The 17,285-nt window shown below is 74.3% G+C and carries 17 protein-coding genes and 1 pseudogene; all 18 read left to right on the top strand.

Going from position 1 to position 17,285, the window contains the following annotated elements:
- Nucleotides 1-25 precede the first annotated feature (25 nt).
- The 18 genes and pseudogenes from coaBC to lgt all read left to right on the top strand — a co-directional run bounded on the left by coaBC (nucleotide 26) and on the right by lgt (nucleotide 17,211).
- Nucleotides 26-1,243, top strand: a complete 1,218-nt coding sequence (gene coaBC, locus CMS_RS10015; RefSeq protein ID WP_012299348.1) for a bifunctional phosphopantothenoylcysteine decarboxylase/phosphopantothenate--cysteine ligase CoaBC — start codon at nucleotides 26-28, stop codon at nucleotides 1,241-1,243.
- 39 nt (nucleotides 1,244-1,282) lie between these two features.
- Nucleotides 1,283-2,494, top strand: coding sequence for a methionine adenosyltransferase (gene metK, locus CMS_RS10010; RefSeq protein WP_012299347.1), 1,212 nt, complete (start codon nucleotides 1,283-1,285; stop codon nucleotides 2,492-2,494).
- Nucleotides 2,495-2,536: 42 nt separating this feature from the next.
- A complete protein-coding gene (locus CMS_RS10005; protein ID WP_086935906.1) occupies nucleotides 2,537-4,645 on the top strand; it encodes a primosomal protein N' in 2,109 nt (702 codons plus the stop codon).
- Nucleotides 4,646-4,760: 115 nt separating this feature from the next.
- The gene (gene fmt / locus CMS_RS10000) at nucleotides 4,761-5,678 is read left to right on the top strand and encodes a methionyl-tRNA formyltransferase (RefSeq protein WP_012299345.1); all 918 of its coding nucleotides are present in this window, start codon (nucleotides 4,761-4,763) and stop codon (nucleotides 5,676-5,678) included.
- Nucleotides 5,679-5,745: 67 nt separating this feature from the next.
- Nucleotides 5,746-7,212, top strand: coding sequence for an RsmB/NOP family class I SAM-dependent RNA methyltransferase (locus CMS_RS09995; RefSeq protein ID WP_012299344.1), 1,467 nt, complete (start codon nucleotides 5,746-5,748; stop codon nucleotides 7,210-7,212).
- Nucleotides 7,213-7,222: 10 nt separating this feature from the next.
- Complete coding sequence (rpe, locus tag CMS_RS09990; RefSeq protein ID WP_012299343.1) at nucleotides 7,223-7,891, top strand: ribulose-phosphate 3-epimerase; 669 nt, start codon at nucleotides 7,223-7,225, stop codon at nucleotides 7,889-7,891.
- 34 nt (nucleotides 7,892-7,925) lie between these two features.
- Nucleotides 7,926-8,294 (top strand): annotated as a pseudogene (locus CMS_RS09985) (FKBP-type peptidyl-prolyl cis-trans isomerase).
- Between the two features lie 108 nt (nucleotides 8,295-8,402).
- Nucleotides 8,403-8,666 carry a phosphoribosyl-ATP diphosphatase gene (locus tag CMS_RS09980; protein WP_012038459.1) on the top strand — a complete coding sequence of 88 codons (264 nt, stop codon included), beginning with the start codon at nucleotides 8,403-8,405 and terminating at the stop codon, nucleotides 8,664-8,666.
- Between the two features lie 46 nt (nucleotides 8,667-8,712).
- On the top strand, nucleotides 8,713-9,552 hold the full coding sequence (gene hisG, locus CMS_RS09975; protein ID WP_012299342.1) for an ATP phosphoribosyltransferase: 840 nt from the start codon (nucleotides 8,713-8,715) through the stop codon (nucleotides 9,550-9,552).
- A 2-nt stretch (nucleotides 9,553-9,554) separates the two neighbouring features.
- Nucleotides 9,555-10,364, top strand: a complete 810-nt coding sequence (hisF, locus tag CMS_RS09970) for an imidazole glycerol phosphate synthase subunit HisF (protein WP_012299341.1) — start codon at nucleotides 9,555-9,557, stop codon at nucleotides 10,362-10,364.
- Entirely contained in the window at nucleotides 10,361-10,777 is a 417-nt protein-coding gene (gene hisI / locus CMS_RS09965) for a phosphoribosyl-AMP cyclohydrolase (protein WP_012299340.1), read from the top strand. The genes hisF and hisI overlap by 4 nt, the downstream gene beginning before the upstream one ends.
- Complete coding sequence (locus tag CMS_RS09960) at nucleotides 10,774-12,330, top strand: anthranilate synthase component I (protein ID WP_012299339.1); 1,557 nt, start codon at nucleotides 10,774-10,776, stop codon at nucleotides 12,328-12,330. Before hisI ends, CMS_RS09960 begins: the two co-directional genes overlap by 4 nt.
- On the top strand, nucleotides 12,330-13,031 hold the full coding sequence (locus CMS_RS09955) for a Trp biosynthesis-associated membrane protein (protein ID WP_012299338.1): 702 nt from the start codon (nucleotides 12,330-12,332) through the stop codon (nucleotides 13,029-13,031). Before CMS_RS09960 ends, CMS_RS09955 begins: the two co-directional genes overlap by 1 nt.
- Nucleotides 13,032-13,071: 40 nt before the next feature.
- The gene (locus CMS_RS09950; protein ID WP_012299337.1) at nucleotides 13,072-13,314 is read left to right on the top strand and encodes a DUF6704 family protein; all 243 of its coding nucleotides are present in this window, start codon (nucleotides 13,072-13,074) and stop codon (nucleotides 13,312-13,314) included.
- On the top strand, nucleotides 13,315-14,091 hold the full coding sequence (gene trpC, locus CMS_RS09945) for an indole-3-glycerol phosphate synthase TrpC (protein ID WP_012299336.1): 777 nt from the start codon (nucleotides 13,315-13,317) through the stop codon (nucleotides 14,089-14,091).
- On the top strand, nucleotides 14,088-15,302 hold the full coding sequence (gene trpB, locus CMS_RS09940) for a tryptophan synthase subunit beta (RefSeq protein ID WP_012299335.1): 1,215 nt from the start codon (nucleotides 14,088-14,090) through the stop codon (nucleotides 15,300-15,302). The genes trpC and trpB overlap by 4 nt, the downstream gene beginning before the upstream one ends.
- Nucleotides 15,299-16,117, top strand: a complete 819-nt coding sequence (gene trpA / locus CMS_RS09935) for a tryptophan synthase subunit alpha (RefSeq protein ID WP_012299334.1) — start codon at nucleotides 15,299-15,301, stop codon at nucleotides 16,115-16,117. Before trpB ends, trpA begins: the two co-directional genes overlap by 4 nt.
- Nucleotides 16,118-16,188: 71 nt before the next feature.
- Complete coding sequence (gene lgt / locus CMS_RS09930; protein WP_041464605.1) at nucleotides 16,189-17,211, top strand: prolipoprotein diacylglyceryl transferase; 1,023 nt, start codon at nucleotides 16,189-16,191, stop codon at nucleotides 17,209-17,211.
- Nucleotides 17,212-17,285: the final 74 nt, after the last annotated feature.

Genomic DNA, 17,285 nt, shown 5'->3' with positions numbered 1-17,285 from the left:
CCCTCGAGCCCCGGAGCGCCGCCGCGTGATGGTGGTCGTGGGGATCACGGGCGGCATCGCGGCCTACAAGGCCGTCGGCGTGGTCCGGGGGCTCGTGCTCCTCGGCCACGACGTGCACGTCGTGCCCACCGAGGCGGCGCTCCGCTTCGTCGGGAAGCCCACGCTCGAGGCCGTGAGCCGCAATCCGGTCACGAGCGACCTCTACGACGGGGTGTCCGAGGTCCGCCACGTCGCGCTCGGCCAGAAGGCCGACCTCATTGTCGTCGCCCCGGCCACCGCGCACACCCTCGCACGCATGGCGCTCGGGCTGTCGGACGACCTGCTCGGCACCACGATCCTCGCCAGCCGCGCGCCCCTCGTCATCGCCCCCGCGATGCACACCGAGATGTGGCAGCACCCGGCCACCCAGGCGAACGCGGCGCTCCTTCGCTCCCGCGGCGCCACGCTCGTCGGCCCCACGTCGGGACGCCTCACCGGCACGGACTCCGGGCCCGGCCGCATGGCCGAGGTCGAGGACGTCATCGCCGCGGCCCTCGCCGCGGTCCGCCCCGGCGGACGCGACCTCGAGGGCCGCCGCATCGTCGTGTCCGCGGGCGGCACGCGCGAGCCCCTGGATCCCGTGCGCTTCCTCGGCAACCGCTCGTCCGGCCGGCAGGGCGTCGCCCTCGCCGTCGCCGCGCGCGACCGCGGAGCCGACGTCGTGCTCGTCGCCGCGCACCTCGAGGTGCCGGCGCCCGCCGGCATCCGGGTCGTGCCCGTGTCGACCGCGCTCGAGCTGTCCGACGCGATGGTGCGCGAGGCCGCCGATGCCGACGTCGTGATCATGGCGGCGGCCGTCGCCGATTACCGGCCCGTCTCCGTGTCCGCGGGCAAGATCAAGAAGGAGGAGGCGGGCGACGCCCTCTCCGTCGAGCTCGTGCGCAACCCCGACATCCTCCAGCGGCTGGCCGCGGATGCCGCCGTGCCGCGCGCGGACGGCACGCGCCGCATCGTCGTCGGCTTCGCCGCGGAGACCGAGCAGGACCCGGACGAGCTCCTGCGGATCGGCCGCCAGAAGCTCGCCCGCAAGGGCTGCGACCTGCTCGTCCTCAACAGGGTCGGCTGGAGCGAGGGCTTCGCCACGGAGGGCAACACGATCACGGTGCTCGACAGGTCCGGCGATACACTGGCCGAGGCCGCAGGCTCCAAGGAGCAGGTGGCCCATCGAATTCTCGACGTAGTGGGCGCGCCGGCCTCGCAGTAGCGCCAGGCGCGCGACCACGCGATCCCCCTGGAGCCACCCGTGACCGACCTGCGCCTGTTCACCTCCGAGTCCGTCACCGAGGGCCACCCCGACAAGATCTGCGACCAGATCTCGGACAGTATCCTCGACGCGCTGCTCACGCAGGACCCGTCGAGCCGCGCGGCCGTCGAGACGCTCGTCACCACGGGGCTCGTGCACGTCGCCGGCGAGGTCACCACGAGCGGGTACGTCGACATCCCGCAGATCGTGCGCGACCGCATCCGGGACATCGGCTACGACTCCTCCGAGGTCGGCTTCGACGGCAGCAACTGCGGCGTCACCGTCTCCATCGGCGCGCAGTCGCCCGACATCGCGCAGGGCGTCGACCGCTCGTACGAGTCCCGCTCGGGATCCGCGTCCACCGACGCGCACGACCTGCAGGGCGCCGGCGACCAGGGCCTCATGTTCGGCTACGCGTCGCGCGACACCCCCGTCTTCATGCCCCTGCCGATCTACCTCGCGCACCGCCTCGCCGAGCGACTCGCGGCCGTCCGCCACTCGGGCGAGCTGTCCTACCTCCGGCCCGACGGCAAGACGCAGGTCACCATCGGCTACGAGGGCCTCGTGCCGCGCACGGTCGACACGGTCGTGCTCTCCACCCAGCACGGCCCGCAGGTCTCCCAGGAGGACCTCCGCCGCGAGGTCGAGGAGCACGTCATCCGGCCGGTGCTCGCGGCCGCGGCGGAGATCGGCATCGAGCTCGACTCCCGCGACGCGACCCTGCTCATCAACCCCACCGGCAAGTTCGAGATCGGCGGGCCCAAGGGCGACGCGGGGCTCACGGGACGCAAGATCATCGTCGACACGTACGGCGGCTTCAGCCGGCACGGCGGCGGCGCGTTCAGCGGCAAGGACCCGTCCAAGGTCGACCGCAGCGCCGCGTACGCCATGCGCTGGGTCGCGAAGAACGCGGTCGCCGCGGGCCTCGCCGACCGGCTCGAGGTCCAGGTGGCGTACGCGATCGGCAAGGCCGCGCCCGTCGGGCTCTACGTCGAGGCCTTCGGCACGGCGCACGTGCCCGAAGACCGCATCGTGCGCGCCATCCGCGAGACCTTCGACCTGCGCCCCGCCGCCATCGTCGAGCGGCTCGACCTGCTCCGACCCATCTACGCGGAGACCGCCGCCTACGGGCACTTCGGCCGCGAGCTGCCGGACTTCACCTGGGAGGCGCTCGACCGTGTCGCCGACCTGCAGAGCGCCGCGGGCCTCTGACGCGCCCCGCCGCCCGGGTCCCGGCATGACCGGGAGGGTCCGGTGACCGCGGGGGATCCGTCCGACGGCGCCGCGACGGCCGTCCCCGCGGGCGCGCGCCCGCCCGTCGTCCGGGTGATGGTGGACTCCCCGCTGCCGCAGCTCGACCGCCTCTTCGACTACGCGGTCCCCGAGCCGCTCCGCGCGACGTGCGTGCCCGGCGTGCGCGTGCGCGTGCCGCTGCGGTCCGCGGGTCGCGTGGCCGACGGCTACGTCATCGAGGTCGGCGACGGACGGGGCTACGACGGCGCCCTCAGCGAGGTGGAGCAGGTCGTGTCGCCGCTGCCCGTGCTCCGGCCGGAGATCTGGACGCTCGCACGGGAGGTCGCCGACCGGCAGGCAGGGACCGCGTCCGACGTGATCCGCCTGGCCGTCCCGCCGCGCCAGGTGCGCGTCGAGAAGGCGCACCTGGCGGCGATGGCGGCGACCCCGGCGGAGGCCGACGCCGACGCCGACGCCGTCGCCGTCGCCGTCGCCGCGCCGGTCGCCGCCGCCGCCGCTCCGCTCGACCCGGCCCCGCCCGCCGCGCTGCCGCCCGCCGCGCTCCCACCCATCGACGGGTACGCCCCCGACGGCCTCGCCGCGGCGGTCGACGGATCCGGTCGCGTGGCCGTCGACGCCATCCCGGAGGTCGTCGAGCTGCCCGGCGGCGTGTGGGCTGGCCGCTGGGCCGTGACGCTGGCGCAGGCCGCCGCGCGCGTCCTCGCATCCGGCCGCAGCAGCGTCCTCGTCGTGCCCGACTACCGCGACCAGGACCAGCTCGAGGCGGCCCTGGCCGCGCACGCCCCCGCCGGATCCGTGACGCGCACCGACGCGCGCCAGTCCGGCCCCGACCGCTACCGCTCCTTCCTCGCCGGCCTCGGCGACGAGCCGCGCATCGTGGTCGGCAACCGCTCCGCCGTCTACGCGCCCGCGCCGCGACTCGGCCTCGTCGCGATGTGGGACGAGGGCGATCCGCTGCACGCCGAGCCGCTCAGTCCCTACGCCCACGCGCGCGACGTCGCGCTCCTGCGCAGCCGTCAGCAGGGCACGGCGCTCGTGCTGCTCGCGCACTCGCGGAGCACCGAGGTCGAGCGGCTCGTCGCGATCGGCTACCTGTCGAGCGTCGCGCCGGAGAAAAACCGGACCCCGCGGGTGATCCCGACCACCTCGCAGACGGGCGACGAGGGGTTCGCCCGGCAGGCGCGGATCCCGTCGGGCGCCTGGCGCGCGGCCAAGGACGCGGTCGAGCACGGGCCGGTGCTCATCCAGGTCGCCCGACCCGGCTACGCGCCGCTCGTCGCCTGCCGGGCCTGCCGCCAGGCCGCGCGCTGCACCGTCTGCACGGGCCCGCTCGGCATGTCCACCGCCACGAGCACGCCCACCTGCGGCTGGTGCGGGCACCTCGCCGGCGACTGGCGCTGCGTCAACTGCGGATCCGACGAGCTGCGCCTCGTCACCATCGGCGCGGGCCGCACGGCGGAGGAGCTGGGACGTGCGTTCCCCTGCGTGCAGGTCGTGCTGGCCGACGGCGAGCGCCACGTGCAGGAGGTCGACGCGGAGTCGCGGCTCGTCGTCGCCACGCGCGGGGCCGAGCCCGTCGCCGCGGGCGGCTACCGCGCGATCCTGCTGCTCGACGGGGAGCGGATGCTCGCCCGCGAGAGCCTGCGGGTGGGGGAGGACGTGCTCCGCCAGTGGTCGAACGCCGCCGCCCTCGCCGCGCCGCGCGCGCCCGTGATGCTCGTCGGCGTCGGCGGCCAGGTCGCCCGCGCCCTCGCCACCTGGCAGCAGCCGCGGTACGCGCGCGAGGAGCTCCTCGAGCGCCGCGCCCTGCGCTTCCCGCCCGCCGTGCGCGCCGCGAGCGTCGAGGGCCTGCCGGACGCGGTCGGCCAGGCGGTCGAGCGGCTCGACGGCATCGAGGGGGTCGACGTCCTCGGCCCGGTGCCCACCGAGCAGGGCCGCGTGCGCGCCATCGTCCGCCTCGACTACGCGAGCGGTCCCGACGCGGCGCGCGAGCTGCGCGCGGCCGTCGTGCGGAACGCCTCGAGCCGCCGGAAGCCCGTCGCGGGCCGCACCGGGTTCCGGCCCACGGTCCCGCTCCGTGTACGGTTCGACGACACGGGGCTGTTCTGATCCGCGACCGCCGCGCGGCCCGCGCGCCCGGTCCCGCCGTCCCGGCCATCGCCCCGGCGGCCGCCTCCACCGTCCGCCCCGACCACCCCGCACGCCGTCCCCGGAATGGACCCGAATGAGACTCGTCTTCGCCGGCACGCCCCTCGCCGCCGTGCCCTCGCTCCAGCGGCTCGCCGCATCCGGCCACGAGGTCGCGCTGGTCGTCACGCGCGCCGACGCGCCGCTCGGCCGGAAGCGCGTGCTCACCCCGTCGCCCGTCGCCGCGGAGGCCGAGCGCCTCGGTATCCCGACCCTCCGCGTCAACCGGCTCGACGACGACGCGACCGCCCGCATCGCGGCGGTCGGGGCCGAGCTCGGCGTGATCGTCGCGTACGGCGGCCTCGTGCGCGAGCCGCTGCTGTCGACGCCCGCGCGCGGATGGATCAACCTGCACTTCTCGCTGCTGCCCCGGTGGCGCGGCGCCGCCCCCGTGCAGCGCTCGATCATGGCGGGGGAGCGCGTCACGGGCGCGAGCGTCTTCCAGCTGGAGCGCGGCATGGACACGGGGCCCGTCTTCTCGATGGAGGAGCGGCCCACGGGCGACCACGAGACGGCCGGCCACGTGCTCGACGCGCTCGCGGTGCAGGGCGCGGACCTGCTGGCGCGCACGGTCGACGCCATCGGCGCGGGCACCGCGGTCGCGCGCCCGCAGGAGGGCGAGCCGACGCTCGCGCCGAAGACGACGATCGACGACGGCCGCGTCGACTGGGCGCGGTCGGCCGACGAGGTGCTGGCCCGGATCCGCGGCGTCACGCCCGAGCCCGGCGCGCACACGTCCGTGGACGACGTGCGCCTCAAGATCCACCGCGCGGCCGCCCTCCGCGACGCCGCCCCGCTCGAGCCCGGACGCATCGCCGCGCTCGACGGCCGCGTCGCGATCGGCACCGCCAGCCACCCCGTCGAGCTCATCCAGGTGCAGCCCGCGGGCAAGAGCCCCATGCCCGCCGCCGACTGGTGGCGCGGCGTCACGACGAAGGACGTGATCGCACGATGAGCGAGAGCACAGGATCCCCCGCCGCCGACCGGTGGCGCGGCGTGACCACGAAGGACGTGATCGCACGATGAGCGAGAGCACAGGATCCCCCGGTCGCCGACCCGCGGGAGCGGACCGCCGCCGACCCGCCGACCGCGCCGACGTCGGCGGCCCGTCGTCCGTCAGCCCGGCTCGCCGCGTCGCCTACGAGGTCGTCAGCGCGGTCCGCGAGTCGGACGCGTACGCGAACCTCCTGCTGCCCGTCAGGATCCGCCGTGCCGCCCTCAGCGCGCAGGACGCCGCGCTCGCCACCGAGCTGACCTACGGCACCCTGCGCATGTCCGGCTACTACGACCGCGTCATCGAGCTCGCCGCCGGCCGCCCGGTGACGGCGATCGACGCGCCCATCCTCGACGTGCTGCGCCTCTCGGTCCACCAGCTCCTCAGTATGCGCGTCGCCACCCACGCGGCCGTCAACGAGGGCGTCGACATGGCGCGCGCGGTCGGATCCCGTTCGGCCACGGGCTTCGTCAACGGCGTGCTCCGCACCATCACTCGCTCGGAGCCCGACGAGTGGCGGCAGCGCGTGCTCGACAGCGCCGCGAGCGACGACGAGCGCCTCGCCCTCGAGCACTCCCACCCGCTGTGGGTGCTGCGCGCCCTCCGCCAGGCGCTCGCCCGCGAGGGCCGCGACGACGAGCTCGAGGACCTGCTGCGCGCCGACAACGCTGCGCCCGCCGTCAGCCTCGTCGCGCTCCCGGGCCTCGCGACCGTCGAGGAGACCGGCGAGCAGCCCGCCGCCTTCTCGCCGCTCGGCGCCTACCTCGAGGGCGGCGACCCGATGGACGCGCCCGGCGTCGCCGACGGCCGCGTCCGCGTGCAGGACGAGGGCTCGCAGCTCGCCGCCCTCGCGCTCAGCCGCGCCCGAGCCGTCACCCCCGGCGAGCGCTGGCTCGACCTGTGCGCGGGCCCCGGCGGCAAGGCCGCGCTGCTCGCCGCGGAGGCCGGCCGCTCCGGCGCCCTGCTCACCGCGAACGAGCTCGTCCCCGCCCGCGCGGGCCTCGTGCGCGATGCCCTCCGCGCCGTCCCCGGCGACACCGAGGTCTGGGAGCTCGACGGCACGACCGTGGGGGAGGAGCACCCCGGCGCCTTCGACCGGATCCTGCTCGACGCGCCGTGCAGCGGCCTCGGTGCCCTCCGCCGACGGCCCGAGGCGCGCTGGCGGAAGACCCCGCGCGACGTCGCGGGCCTCGGCGCCCTGCAGGCCGGCCTCATCGACTCCGCGATCGGCGCGCTCGCGCCCGGCGGGATCCTCGCCTACGTCACGTGCTCGCCGCACCTCGCCGAGACGCGCGCCATCGTGCAGGCCGCGCTCCAGCGCCATCCCGACGTGTCCGCGCGCGACACGCGCGCGGTGCTGCAGGAGGTGGCCGACGGCGACCTCGAGCTGCCCGCGGCCGACGCGGACGCCTCGACCCACGGATCCAGCGTGCAGCTCTGGCCGCACCGGCACGGCACGGACGCCATGTTCATCGCCCTGCTGACCCGCCGGTAGGATCGGGGCCATGCCCGTCCGCATCGAACCGAGCATCCTGTCCGCCGACTTCGCGAACCTGGAGCGCGAGATCCAGCGCCTCGCCACCGCCGACCTCGTGCACGTCGACATCATGGACAACCACTTCGTCCCGAACCTCACGTTCGGTCTGCCGATGGTGCAGCGCCTGCAGCAGGTGACGCCCGTCCCGCTCGACATCCACCTCATGATCGACGACGTCGACCGCTGGGCCCCCGGCTACGCGGAGGCGGGCGCCGCGAGCGTCACCTTCCACGCCGAGGCCACGCGCGAGCCGGTCGCGCTCGCCCGGCGGCTCCGCGAGATCGGTGCGCGCGCCGGCATCGCGCTGAAGCCCGGCACGCCCGTCGACGACTACCTCGAGCTGCTGCACGAGTTCGACCAGGTGCTCGTGATGACGGTCGAGCCCGGCTTCGGCGGCCAGTCCTTCATGCCCGAGACGATGCCGAAGCTCCGCGCCCTTCGCTCGCGCCTCCGCGAGTCCGGCCACGACGTGTGGCTCCAGGTCGACGGCGGCATCGACGTCGAGACCATCGGCCGGGCGGCCGAGGCCGGCGCCGACACGTTCGTCTCCGGATCCGGCGTCTTCCGCGGCGGCGACCCCGAGGCGGCCATCGCCGAGCTCCGTCGCGCGGCCGAGGCGCATACCCACGCCCACTGACGGGACGCGCGCGCGGATCTGCTTGACTGGATCCATGACCGACACCACGAAGCCCGAGGTCGAGCCCGTCGACGGCCCGGCCCCCGCAGAGCTCACCATCTCCGACATCACCGTGGGCGACGGCCCCGAGGCCCAGCCCGGCGACACCGTCGACGTCCACTAGCTCGGCGTCGACTTCGAGTCCGGCGAGGAGTTCGACTCCTCGTGGAGCCGCGGCCAGTCCGTGCGCTTCCCCCTCCGGAGCCTCATCGCCGGCTGGCAGAAGGGCATCCCCGGCATGAAGGTCGGCGGACGCCGCCAGCTCGTCGTGCCGCCGGAGCTCGCCTACGGCCCCGCGGGCGGCGGCCACCGCCTCTCCGGCCGCACCCTGATCTTCGTGATCGACCTGCAGGGCGTCGGCTAGCGACCAGCGTCGCAGCACCAGCACCACCACCGGGAGGCCGGGAGCGCATCGCTCCCGGCCTCCCGTCGTCGTGCCGGGGCCCCCTCGTGCGGCTGTACCCTGGAGCACGTGAAGACCTTCGATGACCTGTTCGGCGAGCTGACCCGCATCGCCGCCGAGCGGCCCGAGGGGTCCGGCACCGTCCGCGAGCTCGACGGCGGCGTGCACGCGATCGGCAAGAAGGTCGTCGAGGAGGCCGCCGAGGTCTGGATGGCGGCCGAACACGAGTCCGACGACCGCGCCGCCGAGGAGATCTCGCAGCTGCTCTACCACGTGCAGGTCATGATGATCGCGCGCGGCCTCACCCTGGAGGACGTCGGCCGACATCTGTGACGCGCATCCGTCACCCGTCGTCCCCCTCTTGGAAGAAGTGATCCCCATGCTCCGTGTCGCCGTGCCCAACAAGGGCTCGCTCGCCGAGACCGCCGCCCAGATGCTCGCCGAGGCCGGGTACGCCGGCCGTCGCGACCCCAAGGAGCTCTACGTCCTCGACGCGCGCAACGACGTCGAGTTCTTCTACCTCCGCCCGCGCGACATCGCGACCTACGTCGGATCCGGCGCGCTCGACGTCGGCATCACCGGCCGCGACCTCCTCATCGACTCGGCCTCCGACGCCTCCGAGACCGCGGAGCTCGGCTTCGCGGGATCCACGTTCCGCTTCGCCGGCCCCGTCGGCCGCTTCGCCGACCTCGAGGACCTCGCCGGAGTCCGCATCGCGACCAGCTACCCCGTCCTCGTCGGCGGCTTCCTCCGCGAGCACGGCGTCGAGGCGCAGCTCATCCGCCTCGACGGCGCGGTCGAGTCCGCCATCCAGCTGGGCGTCGCGGACGCCATCGCCGACGTCGTCGAGACCGGCACCACGCTGCGGAAGGCCGGGCTCGAGATCTTCGGCCCTGTGATCCTCCGCTCGACCGCCGTGCTCATCTCGGGCGCCGAGGAGAAGCCGGGCGCCGCGACGCTGCTCCGCCGCCTCGAGGGCGTGCTCGTCGCCCGCCGCTACGTGCTCATGGACTACGACGTGCCGCTCGACCTGCTCGACGCCGCCACGGCCATCACGCCGGGCATCGAGTCGCCCACCATCTCGCCGCTGCAGGACCCCGCGTGGGTCGCGGTGCGCTCGATGGTGCCGCGCGACGACACGAACCAGATCATGGACCGCCTGCACGAGGTCGGCGCGCGCGCCATCCTGGTCAGCCCCATCCACGCCGCCCGGATCTGACCGTGGCCGCCGTTCCCGCCGACCGGCCCGCGTCCGGGGCCCCGTCCTCCGGCGACCTCGCCGTCCGCGTCATCCCGTGCCTCGACGTGGCCGCCGGCCGCGTCGTCAAGGGCGTCAACTTCCTCGACCTGCAGGACGCGGGCGATCCCGTCGAGCTCGCGCGCCTCTACTACGAGCAGGGCGCCGACGAGCTCACCTTCCTCGACGTCACGGCCACGGTCGAGGACCGCTCGACGATGTACGACGTCGTGAGCGCCACCGCCGAGCAGGTCTTCATCCCGCTCACCGTCGGCGGGGGAGTGCGCAGCGCCGACGACGTGGCGCGGCTGCTCGCGAGCGGCGCCGACAAGATCGGCGTCAACAGCGCGGCCATCGCGCGTCCCGACCTCGTGAGCGAGATCGCCGACCGGTTCGGCGCGCAGGTCTGCGTCCTCTCCCTCGACGTGACGCGCGGCGACACCGAGTCCGGCTTCGTCGTCACCACGCACGGGGGCCGCACGCGGACGACCATCGACGCGGTGGCGTGGGCCCGCGAGGCCGTCGAGCGCGGCGCCGGTGAGCTGCTCGTCAACTCCATCGACGCCGACGGCACGCGCGACGGCTTCGACCTCGAGCTCGTGGCCGCCATGCGCGCCGCGAGCCGCGTGCCCGTCATCGCATCGGGCGGCGCGGGCGAGCTCGACCACTTCGCGCCCGCGATCGAGGCCGGCGCCGACGCCGTGCTCGCCGCGAGCGTCTTCCACTCCCGTCGGTTCACCATCGGCGACGTCAAGGGCGCCCTCGCGGACGCCGGTCAGGTGGTCCGACGATGAGCGCAGCCCCCCTCGACCCCCGCGGGCACGGCGATCCCGACGTCGACGGCATCCTCGCCCGCGCGTCCTTCGCCGACGACGGGCTGCTCCCCGCCGTGATCCAGCAGCACGACACGCGCGAGGTCCTCATGCTCGGCTACATGGACCGCGAGGCCCTCCGCCGCACGCTCACCACCGGCCGCGTCACGTTCTGGTCGCGCTCCCGGAGCGAGTACTGGCGGAAGGGCGACACGTCGGGTCACGGCCAGTACGTCCGCGACGCGGCGCTCGACTGCGACGGCGACACGGTCCTCGTCCAGGTCGACCAGGTAGGAGTGGCCTGCCACACCGGCACGCGCACCTGCTTCGACGCCGACCACCTCCACCCCGTCACGGGCGCGCGTCCCGCCGCCGACGAAGGGCCCACCCCATGAGCGAGTCCCCCCGCCCCGCCGCGTCCGTCCCCGCACCCGGCACGACGACCCGGGAGGCCTTCGGCGCCCTCGCCGTCGACCACCGGGTGATCCCGGTGCTCCGCGAGGTCTTCGCCGACGGCGAGACGCCCGTGGGCGTCCACCGCAAGCTCACCGCGGGACGCCCGGGCAGCTTCCTGCTCGAGTCCGCCGGCCAGGGCGGCATCTGGACCCGCTTCTCCTTCGTCGGCGTCTCGTCCTTCGGCGTGCTCACGCAGCACGGCGACGAGGCCCGCTGGCTCGACTACGGCATCGACGCCCGCCGCGCCCTCGGCGACGACGCGCCCGACGGTCCCCTCGCGGCCCTCGCGGCGCTCTACGCGCGCTGGGAGACGCCCCGCATCCCCGGTCTGCCGCCGCTCACGGGCGGCCTCGTGGGCTTCATCGGCTGGGAGGCCGTGCGCCAGATCGAGCGCCTGCCGGACCGTCCGCCCGCCGAGGTCCCCGTGCCCGGCCAGGCGCTCAGCTTCGTCTCCGAGCTCGCCGTGCTCGACCACCGCCGCGGCACCGTCACGCTCGTCGCGACCGCCCTCAACGACGGCGTCGACGCCGAGGACGCCATGTGGGCCGACGCGCAGACGCGCCTCGACCGGATGCAGGCCGACCTCGCGCGCCCGTCGGAGACCTTCCTCGCCGAGGTCGACCTCCAGGCGCAGCCCTCGCCCGTCCTCCGCACCGAACCCGCCGACTTCCACGAGGCGATCGCGCGCAGCAAGCACCACATCCACGAGGGCGACGTCTTCCAGGTCGTCGTCTCGCAGCGCTTCGACCAGCCGACCATGGCCGACCCGATCGACGTCTACCGCATCCTGCGCGTGCTCAACCCGAGCCCCTACATGTACCTGCTCACGCTCGAGGACGCCGACGGGAAGCCGTACTCCATCGTCGGATCCTCGCCCGAGGCGCTCGTCACGGTCACCGACGACCACGTCTACATGCACCCCATCGCGGGATCCCGGCCCCGCGGCGCCACCGTGGAGGAGGACGTCGCCCACGAGGAGTCCCTCCTCGCCGACCCGAAGGAGCGCGCCGAGCACCTCATGCTGGTCGACCTCGCGCGCAACGACATGCTGAAGGCGTGCGCCCCGGGATCCGTCGAGGTCACCGAGTTCATGCGCGTCGAGCGGTTCAGCCACATCATGCACCTGGTCAGCTCGGTCGAGGGCACGCTCCGGCCCGGCGTCTCGAGCATCGACGTCTTCCGCGCCACGTTCCCGGCCGGCACGCTCTCGGGCGCGCCCAAGCCGCGTGCGCTGCAGATCATCGACGAGCTCGAGCCCGCCCAGCGCGGCGTGTACGGGGGAGTGGTGGGCTACTTCGACTTCGCGGGCGACGCGGACCTGGCCATCGCGATCCGCACGGCCACCATCGTCGACGGCATCGCGCACGTGCAGGCCGGCGGCGGCATGGTCGCCGACTCCGACCCCGACGCCGAGTACCTCGAGTCGCAGAACAAGGCCGCGGCCCCGCTGCGCGCCGTGGCCGTCGCCGAGGCCATGCGGCGCGTGCGCTGATGCGGGTCACCCGCCGCACGAAGTCCCTCGCCCTCCTGCTCGTCCTCGCCACGAGCGCCGCCACCTTCCTCGGCTGGTCGCAGGACTGGTCGACGCTGCGCATCGGGGGCCAGGCGCCTGCGCTCGTGCCCGTCGCGGGAAGCGTCGCCGCCCCCGCGCTCAGCGCCCTCGCGCTCTCGAGCCTCGCCCTCGCGGGCGCCCTCGCCATCGCCAGCCGCGTGCTCCGGGTGGTGCTCGGGATCCTCCAGGCGCTCATCGGCGCGACGGTCGCGCTCACGGCGTTCGCCGCGATCGCCGGCCCCGTCCAGGCGGGCGAGGCCGCGGTCACGACCGTCACGGGCGTCGCGGGCTCATCGGCCGTGGCGGAGCTCGTCGACGGGTGGACCACGACCCCCTGGGGTCCGGTCACGCTGGTCGCGGGCATCGCGTCGGCGCTGACGGGCCTCCTCGTGGCGGTCACCGGGCCGCGCTGGCCCACCCGCCGGTCCCGGTACGACGCGCCGGACCCGTCGCCCGCCCGCCGGATCGTCCCGCGCCAGGATCCCGTGGCCGCCTGGGACAGCCTGAGCGGCGGCGCGGATCCCACCCGCCGCGAGGCCGGCGATGACGACGACGCACCGGCGGGCGGACCCACGGAAGGGTCGCCTGACGGACCCGCCGCCGCTCCCCATGCCGACGGCCGCCGCGACGCCGACCGGTAGACTCGATCCGTCCCTTTCGCACGACCCCCGAGGAGCACGCATGTCCACCGAGTCCGCAGAACCCGGCCACGGCAACTCGCCGGCGGCCTGGACGGCTGTCGTCATCATGCTCGTCGCGTTCACCGTCGGCACCATCGCCTTCTGGTTCGCCATCGAGCCCGTCGTGTGGGCCTCGGCCGTCCTCGCGATCCTCGGCTGGATCACCGGCGGCGTCATGAAGAAGATGGGCTTCGGGGTCGGCGGCCACCGCACGGTCTCCACGCACTCGAAGGCGCACTCCTAGATGCTGGGAGACCTGCTCTCCGGAGCCCTCGAGGACGCGGCCGCACGACGCGAGACCCGTCCCCTCGCCCAGGTCGAGGCCGACGCGCTCGCGCGTCCCGCGGCCCTCGACGCGCTCAGCGCGCTTGCTCCCGCCGACCGCGTGAAGATCATCGCCGAGGTCAAGCGCTCGAGCCCCTCGCGCGGCGCCCTCGCCGAGATCCCAGATCCCGCGCTCCTCGCGTCCCGCTACGAGACCGGCGGCGCCAGCGCCATCAGCGTCCTCACGGAGGGCCGCAAGTTCCGCGGATCCCTGCAGGACCTCGAGCAGGTGCGGGACACCGTCTCCATCCCCGTCCTCCGCAAGGACTTCATCGGCGAGCCGTACCAGGTCCTGGAGGCGCGCGCCTCGGGAGCCGACCTCGTCCTGCTCATCGTCGCCGCGCTCGACCAGAAGACGCTCGTCGAGCTGCATGCGCTCGTGAACGAGCTCGGCATGACCGCGCTCGTCGAGACCCACTCGGCCGACGAGGTGTCCCGCGCGCTCGACCTCGGGGCGCAGGTCGTCGGCGTCAACGCGCGCAACCTGACCACCTTCGAGCTGGACCGCGACCTCTTCGGCCGCCTGGCCGACTCCATCCCCGCGGGCGTCGTGCGCATCGCCGAGTCCGCGGTGAAGACCGCCGACGACGTGGCGCACTACCGCCGGTCGGGCGCCGACGTCGTCCTGGTGGGCGAGGCGCTCGTCACGGGCGATCCCGTCCGCACGCTCGGCGAGTTCCTGGACATCCGCGCATGACCGACCTGCGCAGCGTGACCGGCCCCTACTTCGGCGAGTTCGGCGGGCGCTACGTCCCGGAGTCCCTCGTCGCCGCCCTCGACGAGCTGTCGGCGGCGTGGGAGGAGCTCAAGGTCGACCCCGCGTTCGTCGAGGAGCTCAAGGAGCTGCACCGCACGTACACCGGCCGTCCCTCGCTCATCACGGAGGTGCCGCGGTTCGCCGAGCACGCCGGCGGCGCGCGCATCATCCTCAAGCGCGAGGACCTGAACCACACCGGCTCGCACAAGATCAACAACGTGCTCGGCCAGGCGCTGCTCACCAAGAAGATCGGCAAGAAGCGCATCATCGCGGAGACGGGCGCGGGCCAGCACGGCGTCGCGACCGCCACCGCGGCCGCGCTCTTCGGCCTCGACTGCGTCATCTACATGGGCGAGGTCGACACCGAGCGCCAGGCGCTGAACGTGGCCCGGATGCGCCTGCTCGGCGCTGAGGTCATCCCGGTCCGCTCGGGCTCCCGCACGCTCAAGGACGCCATCAACGACGCCATGCGCGACTGGGTCACCAACGTCGAGACCACCAACTACGTCTTCGGCACGGTGGCGGGCCCGCACCCGTTCCCGGCCATGGTCCGCGACCTGCAGAAGGTCATCGGCGAGGAGGCGCGCGAGCAGGTCCTCGCGCTCACCGGGCGCCTGCCCGACGCCGTCGCCGCGTGCGTCGGCGGCGGGTCCAACGCCATCGGCATCTTCCACGCCTTCCTCGACGACGCCGACGTGGCCCTCTACGGCTTCGAGGCCGGCGGCGACGGCGCGGACACCCCGCGCACCGCCGCCACCATCACCAAGGGCCGGCCCGGCATGCTGCACGGCGCGCGCAGCTACCTCCTCCAGGACGAGGACGGTCAGACCATCGACTCGCACTCGATCTCCGCCGGCCTCGACTACCCGGGCGTCGGCCCGGAGCACTCCTGGCTGTCGGACCTCGGGCGCGCGTCGTACCGTCCCGTCACGGACGACCAGGCGATGAGCGCGCTGCGCCTGCTCAGCCGCACCGAGGGCATCATCCCGGCCATCGAGTCCGCGCACGCCCTGGCCGGTGCGCTCGAGCTCGGCAAGGAGCTGGGTCCGGATGCGATCATCCTGATCAACCTCAGCGGCCGCGGCGACAAGGACATGGAGACCGCGGGGAAGTACTTCGACCTCATCGACGCCGGGGCGGAGCAGTCGTGACCGCGGCAGCCCACGCGGCCGCGCCCGCCGGCAGCCCCGTCGAGCGGACCATCGCCCTCCGACGCGAGCAGGGATCCGGCGCGCTCGTCGGCTACCTCCCCGTCGGGTTCCCGGACGTCGCCACGAGCATCGAGGCCGCGGTGGCCCTGGTCGAGAACGGCGTCGACGTCATCGAGCTGGGCCTGCCCTACAGCGACCCCGTGATGGACGGCCCGGTCATCCAGCGTGCCACGCAGACCGCTCTCGCGCAGGGCTTCCGCCTCCGTGACGGCTTCGACGCGCTGCACGCGATCACCCAGCGCGTCGACGCCCCCGTGCTCCTCATGACCTACTGGAACCCCGTCGTGCAGTACGGCGTCGAGCGCTTCGCGGACGACATCGTCGCCGCGGGCGGCGCCGGCCTCATCACGCCCGACCTCATCCCCGACGAGGGTGCCGACTGGCTCGCCGCATCCGAGCGCACGGGCCTCGACCGCGTGTTCCTCGCCGCCCCGTCGTCGAGCGGGGCGCGCCTGCACCAGGCCGTGGAGCGCAGCCGCGGGTTCGTCTACGCGGTCTCCACCATGGGCATCACGGGCGCGAGGCAGGACGTCGACCAGGCCGCGCGCGGTCTCGTGTCGCGCCTGCGCGATGCGGGCTCCACGAGCGCGTGCGTGGGCATCGGCATCTCCACCGGCGACCAGGTGCGCGAGGTGCTCGACTACGCCGACGGCGCCATCGTCGGCTCGGCCCTCGTCGCGGCCCTCGCCGACGGCGGCGTGCCGGGCGTCGCCCGTGCCGCGGCCGATCTCGCGCGGGGAACCGCGCTACAGTAGCCCCCGGCCCGCGGTCCCGCCGCGCCCGCCGAATCCCCTGCGAAAGTGAGCGTCATCCGTTGTTCGTCCCGATGAGCATCCCCAGCCCGGATCCGTCCGACACCCGGTTCGACGTCACGGCGTGGCTCCAGGGCTTCGGCATCGACCTGCCGCTCACCTTCGTCATCCACGCGTACGCCGTGTGCATCCTGGTCGGCATCCTCGTCGCGGCGTTCCTCACCAACCGCCGCCTCGTGGCCCGCGGCGTCGAGTCGGGCACCGTCATCGACTTCACGCTCTGCGCGCTCGTCCTCGGCATCATCGGCGCGCGGGCGTTCCACGTGCTCACCCACCCGGGCGACTACTTCTACGAGGGCGCGAACCTCTGGCGGGTGCTCTACGTCTGGGAGGGCGGCATCGCCATCTTCGGCGCCCTCATCGGCGGCGCCGTGGGCGTGTGGCTCGGCTCCAAGTGGACCGGTGTCCGCTTCTGGACGTTCGCCGACGCCCTGGCGCCGGGGCTCCTGCTCGCCCAGGCCGCCGGCCGCATGGGCAACTACTTCAACCAGGAGCTGTTCGGCACGCCGACCACGCTGCCCTGGGGCCTCGAGGTCGACCCGACCAACGCCGCCTTCCCGGCCGGGCTCCCCGCGGGCACGCTCTTCCACCCCACGTTCCTCTACGAGATCGTGTGGAACGTCGCGGGTGCGCTCGTCATCATGGCGCTGGGCCGCGCGGTCCGCCTGCAGTGGGGCCGCGGCCTGGCCGTGTACCTCATGTGGTACGGCCTCGGGCGCATGGTCTTCGAGTCGATCCGCATCGACCCGAGCGAGATCTTCTTCGGCATCCGCACCAACGTCTGGGCGGCCTTCCTCGCGGTCGCGCTCGGCCTTGTCCTCTTCATCGTGCAGACCCGGCGCCATGTCGGCAGCGAACCCAGCCCGTACCTGCCGGGCCGCACCCCGGATGACGTAAGCGCGCGCGCCAAGGCGGGTCGCGACGGCGAGGTAGCATCGGTGTACACGGATTCGGATTTCGCCGACGTCGACGACGATCGGGCATCCACCGGTTCGGACTCCCACGCTCTCCCCGCCACAAGCGGACGCGGCGCCTAGTCCCCAGCGCGGGCACCCCCGCGGTCACCGCCTCCTCCCGCGAGGCGGTCCCCACCACAGGGCCAGCGACGTCC

The organism is Clavibacter sepedonicus, from assembly GCF_000069225.1.
GTDB classification, from domain to species: domain Bacteria; phylum Actinomycetota; class Actinomycetes; order Actinomycetales; family Microbacteriaceae; genus Clavibacter; species Clavibacter sepedonicus.
Note: the sequence above shows the minus strand (reverse complement) of the source record. Positions and strands in the feature narration are given on the sequence as shown.

Excerpts from the sequence above, each read along its gene's own strand:
- CMS_RS09995 (WP_012299344.1), top strand. The coding sequence starts at position 5,746 with ATGAGCGAGAGCACAGGATCCCCCGGTCGCCGACCCGCGGGAGCGGAC.
- CMS_RS09955 (WP_012299338.1), top strand. The coding sequence starts at position 12,330 with ATGCGGGTCACCCGCCGCACGAAGTCCCTCGCCCTCCTGCTCGTCCTC.
- rpe (WP_012299343.1), top strand. The coding sequence starts at position 7,223 with ATGCCCGTCCGCATCGAACCGAGCATCCTGTCCGCCGACTTCGCGAAC.
- CMS_RS09950 (WP_012299337.1), top strand. The coding sequence starts at position 13,072 with ATGTCCACCGAGTCCGCAGAACCCGGCCACGGCAACTCGCCGGCGGCC.
- lgt (WP_041464605.1), top strand. The coding sequence starts at position 16,189 with ATGAGCATCCCCAGCCCGGATCCGTCCGACACCCGGTTCGACGTCACG.
- hisI (WP_012299340.1), top strand. The coding sequence starts at position 10,361 with ATGAGCGCAGCCCCCCTCGACCCCCGCGGGCACGGCGATCCCGACGTC.
- CMS_RS09960 (WP_012299339.1), top strand. The coding sequence starts at position 10,774 with ATGAGCGAGTCCCCCCGCCCCGCCGCGTCCGTCCCCGCACCCGGCACG.
- hisG (WP_012299342.1), top strand. The coding sequence starts at position 8,713 with ATGCTCCGTGTCGCCGTGCCCAACAAGGGCTCGCTCGCCGAGACCGCC.
- trpB (WP_012299335.1), top strand. The coding sequence starts at position 14,088 with ATGACCGACCTGCGCAGCGTGACCGGCCCCTACTTCGGCGAGTTCGGC.
- trpC (WP_012299336.1), top strand. The coding sequence starts at position 13,315 with ATGCTGGGAGACCTGCTCTCCGGAGCCCTCGAGGACGCGGCCGCACGA.
- fmt (WP_012299345.1), top strand. The coding sequence starts at position 4,761 with ATGAGACTCGTCTTCGCCGGCACGCCCCTCGCCGCCGTGCCCTCGCTC.